This window comes from Rathayibacter sp. AY1C5, assembly GCF_002931705.1.
Taxonomy (GTDB): domain Bacteria; phylum Actinomycetota; class Actinomycetes; order Actinomycetales; family Microbacteriaceae; genus Rathayibacter.
The window spans coordinates 1-10,788 of record NZ_PSWD01000048.1; the positions used below are offsets into that span (position 1 = coordinate 1).

A 10,788-nucleotide genomic window follows, 5' to 3' on the forward strand; every position below is an offset into this window, starting at 1 on the left:
CATCGGGCCGGGGCCCGTGACCAGGATCGGGACAACGGAGCCGGTACCCCGCCTGTGGAGGGACGAACCGCCGGCGAGCGCGGGCTGGTGCTCGGCTCAGGAATCGCGCGGACAGCGGTGTGCGAGCCCGCGCTCGCCGGCGGTTCGTCCCTCCACAGGCGGGGTACCGGCTCCGTTGTCCCGATCCTGGTCACGGGCCCCGGCCCGATGTCGGTGGTCGCTGATTCAATACACGTATGAGAAGTTCGGGTGACGCGGCGCAGGCGGTCGAGGCGGTGCGCGCGGGCGAGACGGCGCAGACGCTCGACGCGGTGCGCGCGCTCGCCGGTCTCGCGGCGGGGCTCGCCCGCTCCTCGGCGCCGGTGCTGCTCGCGGGGGCCGTCGCCCTGCACACGGCGTACCGGGCAGCGCTGCTCGTGCCGGAGTCGTTCGCGCGGGGGAGTCGTCTCTCCCGGAGCGAGGCGGGAGACCTCGTGGAGCGCTCGATCCGAGCCGAGTTCGCGACGGCGCTCGGGATGTCGGAGCGCGTGGCGTCTCGGCGTCTCGAGCACGCTCGGCTCCTCATCGAGGACCTCCCGGAGACCCGCACCCTCCTGGCCGAGGCCCGGATCCTCTGGGAGGCCGGCGAGGTCGTCTGCGCCGCCGCCGCGACCCTCCCCGCTCCGTCGCGCGCGCCCTTCGACGAGCGGGCCGCCGCCGCGGCGCTCTCCCAGACGCCCACCCAGCTCCGCCGGACCGTGGCGCGGCTGCGCGACGAGCTGCACGAGCAGCCGTTCACCGAGCGCCACGCCCGCGCCCGCGAGGACCGCAGCGTGTGGCTCGGAGCCGAGGCCGACGGCATGGCCACGCTCTGCGCCCTGCTGCCGGCCCCGGTCGCGGTCGGCGCCTACAACCGTCTCGACCGCATCGCCCGCTCGCTCCGCGACGGGGCGGACGCGGCGAGGATCGGGCTCGGTGCAGGTGCAGGTGCAGGTGCAGGTGCAGGTGCAGGTGCGAGTGCGAGTGCGAGTGCGAGTGCGAGTGCGACTGCGACTGCACAGAGCGGTGCTGGTGCCCGTGGCGATGCCCGGGTAGCAGTCGGTGCGGGAACGGACGCTGGTGCTGGTGCTGGTGCTGGTGCTGGTGCTGGTGCTGGTGCGCGTGCTGGTGCCGGGCTCGGCGCGGAGACGGGTGGCGGCGCCGGTGGAGACGCTGACATCTCCCTCGGCGACGGCCGGACGCTCGCGCAGCTGCGGGCCGACGCGCTCGTCGATCTGCTCATCGACGGCGACATCTCCGCAGACGGATCCTCGGGAGAAGGAGCGAGCGCCGTCCGTGCCTCGGGCTCCGGAATCCACGCCTCGGTCTCCGGAGTCCGCGCCGACGTGCGCCTCACCCTGGCCGCCAGCACCGCCGTCGGCCTCGACGACGCGCCGGCCGAACTCGACGGCTACGGTCTCGTCCCCGCCGACGTCGCCCGGGAGCTCGTCCGCACGGCGGCCACCTTCACGCGGGTGCTGACCGATCCGGACACGGGAGTGGTGACGTCGGTCGGCAGGACCCTCCGCGTCCCGCCCCCTCGGATGCGCCTCCAGCTGCAGCTGCGCGACCGGACCTGCCGGTTCCCCGGCTGCACGCGCGCGGCCTCGACGGCGGAGGCCGACCACACCCTCGAGTGGCGGAACGGAGGCGAGACCGCCCTCGGCAACCTGGCCTCGCTCTGCGTCGCGCACCACCACGTCCGCCACGGCGACCGCTGGACCTACACCCTCCATCCGGACGGCACCGTCGTCTGGACGACCCCCACCGGCCGACGGATCACCGACCGACCGCGGGCGCTGCCCGGGGCTCCGCTGCCGCCCACGCGACGACCGACGCCGCAGTCGGCGCAAGAACCGGAGCCGGAGCCGCAGCCGGAGCAGCAGCCGCACCCGCTGTCACCACGATCCTCGTCATCGCAGCTGAGGTCATCGCGACCGTCGTCACCTCGACCGTCGCCATCGGTGCTGTCGCCGACGCGGCCGCGGTTCGTGGACGCGCCTCCGCCGTTCTGATCCGCAGCCCGACATGCCGGGCGATTCGACACTCCGTCGGCCGCGAGGCGGTGAATCGCCGTGCCTGGACACGCCCAGGCGCCCTCGCGCTCTCTCACCTCCGGCGCCGCGAGGTCCGTCGGCACGTTGGCGCTTCGTCGAGCCTTGAGCTCCGAGCTCCGAGCCCCGAGCTCCGAGCTCCGAGCTCCGAGCCCCGTGTCCCGTGTCCCGGAGCTCCGAGCCTCGAACCCCGTGTCCCGTCGTGCTTCGGCGCTTCGGGGCGTCGGCCACCGCGTCCCGGTCCGCCCGCGTCCCGGTCCGCCCGCGTCCCGGTCCGCTCCCGTCCCGCTCCGGCTGGCGGACGCCCCCGCCACGCAGGAGAGCCGTCGAACTCGGAAGATCACGACCGGACGAGTTCCACGTGGTTCACGCTCTCCGCCGCCCGCCGCGTCCGTCGGCGGCCCGCCGCGTCCGTCGGCCCACTCCTTCCCCGTTCTCTCCTGCCCTGCTCTCTCCTGCCCCGTCCGGTCAGGAGCGTCCGGCCGCGGCGACCGCTCCACGCCGCCCGTGCCGCCACCCGTGCCGCCGCCCGACCTCACCGGATGCCGCTGCGCGCGAACCCCTGCACGAAGTAGCGCTGGAAGCACAGGAACAGCAGCACCATCGGCAGCACCGACACCAGCGCCAGCGCCATGCTCGCGCTGTAGTCAGGCGTCGACTGGCCCTTGAGGTAGAGCAGGCCGATCGGCAGCGTGAACAGCTCGTTGTCCTTCAGGGCGATCAGCGGCCAGGCGAAGTCGTTCCAGCTGCCGAGCAGAGCCAGCAGGATCAGGACGGCGATCAGCGGCTTCGAGAGCGGCAGCACGATCTGCAGGAACACCCGCAGGTGGCCGGCCCCGTCGATCCGCGCCGCCTCGATCAGCTCCTCCGGGATGGAGAGGAAGAACTGCCGGGCGAGGAAGATCCCGAAGGCCGCCGCCGCTCCGGGAAGGATCACCGACCAGTAGGTGCCGTAGATCTGCAGTCCGGTCACGAGCTTGAACTGCGCGACCATGATCGCCTGCACCGGGATCATCATCGTGGCCAGTGCGAGCAGGAACAGCAGGTTCCGCCCGGGGAAGCGCAGCCGCGCGAAGCCCCAGCCGGCCAGCAGGTTCACCACGACGGTGAACACCGTGACGAACGCCCCGATCACGACCGAGTTGACGAACCACTCGCCCACGGGGAAGCGCGCGAACACCGTCGCGAAGTTCTCGAATGAGATCTCGCTCGGCCAGAAGCGGGGCGGGCCGGGCGCGAACACCTCGCCGCGCGGCGAGAAGGCGATGACGAGCATCCAGTACAGCGGGAAGAACACGACCGCCGAGGCGACGATCGCGACGACGAGGCGGACGACGAGTCCGGAGCGGGAGCCGTCGCGGCGGGAGGGGCGCCGGCGCGGGGTCTCGCGGGCGGTGGCCGCGGCGACCGCGGCGGGCGTGGTGACGGTGGAGGACGACATGAGGGCTCCTAGTCGACGAGGTCGCGCGTGCGGCTCGTGCGCCACTGCAGATAGGTGAAGGCGAGGGAGACCAGCAGGATGACGACGCCGAGCGCGGCGCCGTAGCCCTGCTCTCGGACCTGGAAGCCGTTGCGGTACGCGTAGGTGCCGAGCACCGACGTGGAGAAGCCGGGGCCGCCGCCCGTCATCACGAAGACGATGTCGAAGACCTGGAACGAGGCGATCACGTTCATGATCAGCAGGAAGAAGGTGGACGGGCCGACCAGCGGCACCGTCAGTGCGCGGAACTGCTGCCAGCGCGTCGCTCCGTCGATCCGTGCGGCCTCGTAGAGCTCGGGCGAGACGCTCTGCAGGCCCGCCAGGTAGATCACCATGTTGAAGCCGATCCGCAGCCACACCGCGGTCAGCATCACCGAGATCATCGCCGCGGAGCCGTCCGACTGCCACGCGACCGGCGAGGCGCCCAGCGAGCTCAGCACCTTGTTCACGATGCCCGAGGACTCGCTGAAGATCGTGACCGCGATCATCCCGGAGGCGACGCCCGAGATCACCAGGGGCAGCACGATCACCGTGCGGAAGATCCCGCGGGCGGGCAGCACGGAGTTGAGCAGCACGGCCAGGCCGAGGCCGCCGGCGAGCTCGAGCGGCACGGTGACCGCGGTGAAGAGGAGCGTGTTGCCCAGGCTCTGCCAGAACACCGGATCGGCGCCCATCCGCAGGTAGTTCGCGAAGCCGACCCACTCGGGCGTGCCGAAGCCGCGCGACTCCTGGAACGAGAGCTGGATCGCCCAGAGGATCGGCACGAACAGGAACAGCGCCATCAGGAGCAGGTTCGGGCCGACGAAGCCGAAGCCGGCGAGGGCCTCGCGCCTGCGGGCCGACCGCGGCCGGGCGGAGGAGCCCGCCCGGCCGCGGAGGGTGGTGGCGGTCATCAGCTGGTCGCCTGCTGGATGGCCGCGTCGAGGCCGGAGAGGGTCTCCTCGGTGCTGCGCCCGCCGACGAACGCCTCCTCGAGCTGGTCCTGCATCGCGACCGAGATCTTCGCGAGGAACGGCGAGGTGAGCTGCTGCACGTCGCGCGGGGTGATCGTCGCGGCCTGCTCGACGAACACGGGCATCACGTCCGGGCGCACCGCGAAGTCGATCGACGCGGGGTCGATGTCGGACCGGGTGGGCAGCTCGTTCGTCGCCGCGCAGAACTCGGCCATGGTGTCGGCCTGCGTCATGAACGAGAGGAACTCGGTCGCGAGCTCGGGGTTGTCGGTGTCGGCCGTGGCGACGAGGGCGTTGCCGCCGAGGTCGGTCGCGCCGCGCTCGTCGACGGGCATCGGCGTGGCGGTCCACTCGAAGTCGGCGAGGTCGTCGATGTCCGGCACCAGGAAGGACCCGGCGAACGCCATCGCCGCGGTCTGCTCCGTGAAGAAGGAGTCGGCGTAGGTGGCGGACTTCACCGAGCTGGTCGGCGGGACCCAGTCGTTGTCGAAGAAGCTCTTCGTGAAGTCCAGGGCCTTCGCGCCCGCGGCCGAGTCGATCGCCGGAGTGGTGCCGTCCGCCTCCAGCAGCGTGCCGTCGGCCTCGAACAGCCAGCTCAGCCAGCGGGGCGTGCCGCCGAGCTGCCAGTTGTAGACGAACGGGTACTGCTCGGCGGGCAGGCTCGCGCGCAGCTTCGCGGAGGCGTCGGCGAACTCCTCCCAGGTCCACGCCTCGTCGGCGGTGGTCGGCACGTCGGTGATGCCGGCCGCCGCGAGCAGCTGCGTGTTCACCAGCAGCGCCGACACGTCGGTCTGGTGCGGGACGCCGTAGGGCTTCCCCTCGAAGGAGACGGCCTCCTGGAACGCGGGCGTGAAGGAGTCGAAGTCGTCGATCCGGTCGGTCAGGTCGAGCAGCTGCTCCTGGCTGGAGTAGACGCCGAGGTTGCCGTAGTCGACGCGGAACACGTCGGGGGCCTCGCCCGACGACAGCTGCGCGTCGATGTTGCTGAACATCTGGTCGTAGGGGACGACGTTGAGCTCGACGCTCGCCCCCTCGTGCTCGGCCTCGAAGTCGGTGATCAGCGACTCGAAGGCCGCCTGCTCGGACTCGCTGGCCCAGGTGGTGAAGGTGATCGAGTCGGCGTCGGCCGAACCGCCGCCTCCTCCGCCGAAGCCGCTGCAGCCGGTGAGGGCGGCGGTCGACGCCAGGACGGCGGCGAGGGGGATGAATCGTCTGCGCATGGGTGGTCTCCTGCTGTGAAGGGTCGGACGGGGGCGGGGTCGGAGGGCCGCGTCAGGCGGGGCGGCGGAGGGCGGTCTCGACGAGCGAGACGAGGCCGTGCGGGCCGAGCTGGCCGGCGAGCAGGTCGAGCGGAGTGGGGACGGGCAGCGCCGAGGCGGCGCGGCCGAGGCGGGAGGCGGGCACGGGGGCGGCCTCGCGCTCCTCCGGCTCCGGGTCGGCGAGGGCCAGCGCGACAGTGGCGGCCACGTCCTCGACCGCGCGGACGCAGCCGAAGCGGATGATCCGCTCGTCGTCGATCAGGGCCTCGCCGTAGCCCGCGCGGAACGCCGAGCGCTGCACGTCGCTGATCGGCCGCGAGTAGATGACGCCCAGCTCGATCAGGAGCAGGTCGGCCTCCCGCGGGGCGACGGTGGCCTCGTCGAAGTCGATCAGCCAGGGGCGGCCGCTCTCGTCGATGACGACGTTGCCGGGATGCGGGTCGCCGTGGAGGGGCACGCGGGAGGTGGGCGTGCGGGCGCGCTTCAGCCGTCGCTCAGCGCCGGCGAGGGCGTCGAGGCGGGAGCGGTTCCCGCGCCAGAGCGCGGTGAGGCGGGGGCGGAACTCCGGCTGCGCGTCGATCCTCTCGTCGGTCTCGGCGAGGAGGTCGGCGAGCGGACGGCGGACGCGGCGGATTCCCCGCCGCACGGGAGGCGCGAGGGTCGGCGGCTCGGCGTCGTGCACGGAGCGCAGGACCGCGCCGAACCCCTCCCAGTCGAGGGCGTCCTCGCCGGAGTCGACCGCGTCCTCGCCGAGGATCCACGGCGCGACCGAGACCCGCAGCCCCCGGTCCTCCGCCCAGGGGCGCCCGTCGGAGGCGCGGTGCGGCGCCGCGACGCCCGGCACCCCCGCCTCTCCCAGCGACGCCGAGAGCGCGAGTCCGAAGCGCCCGTCGCGGGCCGACGCCTTGACGCTCCAGAGCGCTCCGGAGCCGTCGGCCGCGCACCAGACGCGCGCTCCGTGGTCGAGTCCGCCGACGACGGGCTCCAGGTCGACGAGGCCGACGCCGAACTCGCGGCGCACCAGAGCGCGCGCCCAGGCGCCCGCCTCCTCGATCGTGTCCATCCCGCTCATGCTGACGCGCGGGCGCCCCGCGAGCAGGTGCTTGCGCGATCGGTGATCGTAGGCATGGGTGCGGGCTGAGCCGCGTCTCAGGCTCGCGCGGGGAAGAGGGCGAGCCGCTGCTCCGTCCCCTGCTGCCGGACCGTGAGAACGGGAGCCGTGAGCGCGTGACCGTGGTGGTAGCCCGTCACCGACTCGGGGGCGTCCCCGGCGGTGAGGGGCAGGAACGCGATCGGCGAGAGGTCCGCGTCGGCACGGAACAGCGAGAGCGCCCTCGCGGTGACGACGGCCAGCAGCACGGGGTCCGGCTTCGCCGCGCGCAGCGCGGGGAGGTCGACCGCGGCTCCGGCGACCGCGAGCGTCCGCAGCGAGGCCAGCGTCTCCGGAGTGTTCAGCACCGCGGTGACGCCGCCGTCCGGATGCTCGGCCCGCAGCCTCTCGAGGCTCGGCCGGGACCACCGCTCCTCGACGCGCCGCCGGAGCCCGAAGCCGAGCCCCGCGACGATCACCGCCGCCACCGCGAGCACCACGCCCCACCCTCCGTAGAGCTGGAACGCCCGGGCCCCCGACCACGCCGCCGCGACGACCACCGTCGCCCCGAAGAACGCCTCGCTCCCGAGCGACCGCAGCCGGGTCGACTGCACCTCCTGCGTCACGAGCGCTCCTCCGGGTCGGGCGGACCTCCGGGCGGGATCACGTCAGCGCATGATCCCACCGGCGCCTGCGGGTCGGGCGGGGATCCGTCGCGCGGAAGGCCGGCTCAGCGCCCGCGCCGCGCCCGCGGATCGGTGAGGAGCCGGACCGGGGGGAGGTCGGCCAGGTCGGGGGACACGAAGCCGAGCACGTCGGAGTGGTGGTCGGCGGAGGCGCGGCGGAGGAAGGACCAGCACTTGAGCGAGGACGGGCGCCGGTCGAGGGGGAGGGGAGCGGCCTCCACGATGACCACGGTGGCGGAGCGGTGCAGGATCCGCACGGGCACGCGGCTCTCGCGGCCGTCGACGGTCCAGCTGGAGACGCCGCGGATGCGGCCGTCCTCGCGGTCGACGCCGACGGTGAGGACGCTCCGGAAGTCGTCGGACGCGGCGCCCATGCCGATCTGGAAGTCCCCGTCGGCGCCGTCGAGCACGAAGGCGACGTCGAGTCCGCGGCGGTGGCGGACGGTGAAGGTGGCGAGCAGGGGACCGCTCCCGAACCTCGGGGCCTCGTCGCGGGCCTGCCGGACACGCTGCTCCGCGTCGTCCCTGTCCATGGAGCCACTCCTGCCGTCCCGGCGGAGCGGGGCCCGCGCGCCCGTCGAGCCTAGGGGGAGCGGGGCGGCGTCAGCCCGCGCGAGGCAGCGTCACCCGGAACCGCGCTCCCACCGGTCCCTCCTGCGCCACCAGGTCGCCGCCGAGCGCCCGGGCCAGCCCGCGCGCGATCGGCAGGCCGAGGCCCGAGCCGCCGTCGGCGCGGTTGCGGGCGTCGTCGAGGCGGACGAGGCGGTCGAAGACGCGCTCACGGTCGGCCTCGGCGATGCCGGGCCCGTCGTCGTCGACGGTGATCGTGACGGAGTCGGCGGCCGCCTCGACGGCGACGTCGATCCGGGAGCGGGCGAAGCGGGCACCGTTCTCGAGGAGGTTGCCGAGCACCTGAGCCAGCCGGTCGGCGTCGGCGCTGACCAGGAGCGGCTCGGCGGGCCGCTGCAGCTCGATCGCGAGGCCCGGGCGGCGCAGCTCCTGGCGCTCAATCGCGGCCTCGGCGACGACCGCCGGGTCCAGCGGACGCGACTCCAGAGCCAGGCCCTCGTCCAGCCGCGCCATCAGCAGCATGTCCTGGATGAGGCGGCCCGCGCGCAGCGACTCCCGCACGACGTGCACCGAGAGGCGCTCGCGCTCCTGCTCGCCGCCGTCGGCGCGGACGAGCGCGTCGGCGGCGGCCTGGATGCCGGCGACCGGCGTCCGCAGCTCGTGCGCGGCGTCCGAGACGAACGCGCGCATCCGCTGCTCCGCCGCGAGGGCCGTCGCCTCGGCGGCGAGGGCGCTGCGCTCGGCCTGCTCGAGGTCGTCGAGCATCTCGTCGAACGCGGTCGCGGTGCGGCCGAGCTCGGTCCGCGGACGGGAGGGGCGCAGCCGCCGCCCGCGGTCGCCGTGCGCGATGTCGCGGGCCACGTCGGTCATCCGCTCGAGGGGCCGGAGGGTCGCGCGGACCACGACGATCAGCGCGAGGGCGGCCAGCAGGAGGAACACGGCCGACGCGGCGAGCAGGATCCCGTTCAGCTGCGCGAGGGTGCTGCCCACCGATCCGGCCTCGCTGGTGAGCTCGAGGCGGGTGCCGTCGCTGAGGGTCGACTCGAGGGTGATCAGCTCGTCGTCGGCGGCGACGCTGCTCGAGACGACGGTGACGGCGGCGGACGCGGCTCGGGGCGGGACGGCTCCGGAGGAGGAGCTCGTGCCGGGAGGCGACGGCGGCTCTCCGAGCTGGTCGGCGGCTCCCGGGCCCAGTCGCAGCTGCTCCGGGCTCGGCCCGGCCACGACGTCCTCGCCCTCGGGGCTCGTGATCCGCACCGAGACGCCCTGCGCCGAGAGTCGCGAGGCGAGGGCGTCGTCGGCGATCGTGCCGACCAGCGCGGCGGCGGCGGAGGCGCGGTCCTGCAGCCGCTCCTCGATCTGGTCGCGGAGGCGCTCGCCGAGCACCGCCTGCACCGTCGCCGAGAGGGCCAGGAGCAGCACGGCCAGCAGAGCGAGCACGGCCAGGACGGTGCGGAGGCGGAGGGAGCCGGTCCGCAGGGCGCCCGGCTGGGAGCGGCTCACGCCTCCACCCGGTAGCCGAGGCCGCGGACGGTGTGCACGAGGCGGTCGCCGTGCGCCTCCATCTTCTTGCGGAGGGAGCTGAGGTGCACCTCGACGAGGTTCGGGTCGACGTGGTCGTAGCCCCAGACCTGCGTGAGGATCTGGGTCTTGGTGAGGGTGCGGCCGCGGTTCCCGGCGAGGAAGGCGAGGAGGCGGAACTCGGTCGCGGTGAGGTCGAGGGCGACGCCGCCGCGGCGGGCGCGGCCCGACTCCGGGTCGACGACGAGGTCGCCGATCTCGACGACGGACGGGATGCGGCCGCGGCGGCGCAGCACGGCGGTCACGCGCTTGACGAGCTCGGCGAGCACGAACGGCTTCACCACGTAGTCGTCGACGCCCTCGTCGAAGCCGCGGAGGCGGTCGTCGACGGCGTCGCGGGCGGTGAGCATGATCACCGCCGCGTCGCTGCTGCGGCGGATCCGCTCGGCGAGCACGATGCCGCTCGGGCCGGGGAGCATCCAGTCGAGGATCACCAGGTCCGGAGCGAAGGTGCTCAGCTCGCGGGCGAGGTCCTCGCCGGAGACGAGACCGCGGACCGTGAAGCGCTCGCTGCGCAGCGCGGTCTCGACGGAGGAGCGGATGGCGTCGTCGTCCTCGATGAGGAGCACACGGGCGGAGGAGGGCATGTGCTCGAACCTAGGGGCCGCGGATCGGGGCGCACCCGGCGTCTGCTGTGGAGGGTCTGTTCTTAAGTCCGGCTTCAGATTCGCCTTCGAATCTGAAATGGAACCGGCCGCAACCGATCCCGAACGGGGTCGGCACCGGGCCGGAACGAGGAGACACCCATGACCGAGTCGACCACCCCCGCCGAGAAGGGCTCGAGCTTCGGGCCGCGCCGTCCGAAGAAGCGCGCCCTGACCATCGGCATCGCCGTCGGCGCCCTCGGACTCGTCGCGCTCGGCTCGACCGCCGCGTTCGCGGCGACGCCGTCGAGCACGCCGACCTCCAGCGCCACACCGCTGCACTCCACCTCGACCGACGCTCCGTCCACCGGTGCGCCGTCGACCGGTGCGCCGTCGACGGACGCGCCCGCCGAGGGCACCGCTCCCACCCCGCCCGGCCCCGGCCGGTGCGGCCCCGCCGGCCCCGGCCCCGCCGCGCTGCCGACCCCGCCTGCTGACGGCACGGCGCCGACG

At 73.9% G+C, this 10,788-nt stretch carries 9 protein-coding genes and 1 pseudogene; 2 read left to right on the forward strand and 8 right to left on the reverse strand.

Annotated features, from left to right (window positions below; all coding sequences use genetic code 11):
- Window positions 1-236 precede the first annotated feature (236 nt).
- Window positions 237-2,033, forward strand: coding sequence for an HNH endonuclease signature motif containing protein (locus tag C5C57_RS17150; protein ID WP_104297923.1), 1,797 nt, complete (start codon window positions 237-239; stop codon window positions 2,031-2,033).
- 574 nt (window positions 2,034-2,607) lie between these two features.
- On the opposite strand, the gene C5C57_RS17155 is transcribed toward C5C57_RS17150, so the two are convergent.
- The 8 genes from C5C57_RS17155 to C5C57_RS17190 form a co-directional block, all read right to left on the reverse strand.
- Window positions 2,608-3,513: a carbohydrate ABC transporter permease gene (locus C5C57_RS17155; RefSeq protein ID WP_104248318.1), complete on the reverse strand. Its 906-nt coding sequence runs from the start codon at window positions 3,511-3,513 to the stop codon at window positions 2,608-2,610.
- An 8-nt stretch (window positions 3,514-3,521) separates the two neighbouring features.
- Complete coding sequence (locus C5C57_RS17160; protein WP_104239656.1) at window positions 3,522-4,445, reverse strand: carbohydrate ABC transporter permease; 924 nt, start codon at window positions 4,443-4,445, stop codon at window positions 3,522-3,524.
- A complete protein-coding gene (locus tag C5C57_RS17165) occupies window positions 4,445-5,725 on the reverse strand; it encodes a sugar ABC transporter substrate-binding protein (protein ID WP_258072767.1) in 1,281 nt (426 codons plus the stop codon). The genes C5C57_RS17160 and C5C57_RS17165 overlap by 1 nt, the downstream gene beginning before the upstream one ends.
- Before the next feature lie 52 nt (window positions 5,726-5,777).
- Window positions 5,778-6,827: an aminoglycoside phosphotransferase family protein gene (locus C5C57_RS17170; protein ID WP_104297924.1), complete on the reverse strand. Its 1,050-nt coding sequence runs from the start codon at window positions 6,825-6,827 to the stop codon at window positions 5,778-5,780.
- 86 nt (window positions 6,828-6,913) lie between these two features.
- On the reverse strand, window positions 6,914-7,480 hold the full coding sequence (locus C5C57_RS17175; protein ID WP_104248321.1) for a hypothetical protein: 567 nt from the start codon (window positions 7,478-7,480) through the stop codon (window positions 6,914-6,916).
- 104 nt (window positions 7,481-7,584) lie between these two features.
- Entirely contained in the window at window positions 7,585-8,073 is a 489-nt protein-coding gene (locus C5C57_RS17180) for a hypothetical protein (protein ID WP_104227448.1), read from the reverse strand.
- Between the two features lie 70 nt (window positions 8,074-8,143).
- Window positions 8,144-9,613: a HAMP domain-containing sensor histidine kinase gene (locus C5C57_RS17185; protein ID WP_104248322.1), complete on the reverse strand. Its 1,470-nt coding sequence runs from the start codon at window positions 9,611-9,613 to the stop codon at window positions 8,144-8,146.
- Window positions 9,610-10,278 carry a response regulator transcription factor gene (locus tag C5C57_RS17190; RefSeq protein WP_104225192.1) on the reverse strand — a complete coding sequence of 223 codons (669 nt, stop codon included), beginning with the start codon at window positions 10,276-10,278 and terminating at the stop codon, window positions 9,610-9,612. Before C5C57_RS17190 ends, C5C57_RS17185 begins: the two co-directional genes overlap by 4 nt.
- Window positions 10,279-10,437: 159 nt before the next feature.
- On the opposite strand from C5C57_RS17190, the pseudogene C5C57_RS17195 reads away from it, so the two are divergent.
- Window positions 10,438-10,788, forward strand: a pseudogene (locus C5C57_RS17195) (hypothetical protein); the annotation flags it as partial.

Coding starts and splice junctions, on each gene's coding strand:
- C5C57_RS17180 (WP_104227448.1), bottom strand. CDS start 8,073: ATGGACAGGGACGACGCGGAGCAGCGTGTCCGGCAGGCCCGCGACGAG.
- C5C57_RS17190 (WP_104225192.1), bottom strand. CDS start 10,278: ATGCCCTCCTCCGCCCGTGTGCTCCTCATCGAGGACGACGACGCCATC.
- C5C57_RS17165 (WP_258072767.1), bottom strand. CDS start 5,725: ATGCGCAGACGATTCATCCCCCTCGCCGCCGTCCTGGCGTCGACCGCC.
- C5C57_RS17155 (WP_104248318.1), bottom strand. CDS start 3,513: ATGTCGTCCTCCACCGTCACCACGCCCGCCGCGGTCGCCGCGGCCACC.
- C5C57_RS17150 (WP_104297923.1), top strand. CDS start 237: ATGAGAAGTTCGGGTGACGCGGCGCAGGCGGTCGAGGCGGTGCGCGCG.
- C5C57_RS17160 (WP_104239656.1), bottom strand. CDS start 4,445: ATGACCGCCACCACCCTCCGCGGCCGGGCGGGCTCCTCCGCCCGGCCG.
- C5C57_RS17170 (WP_104297924.1), bottom strand. CDS start 6,827: ATGGACACGATCGAGGAGGCGGGCGCCTGGGCGCGCGCTCTGGTGCGC.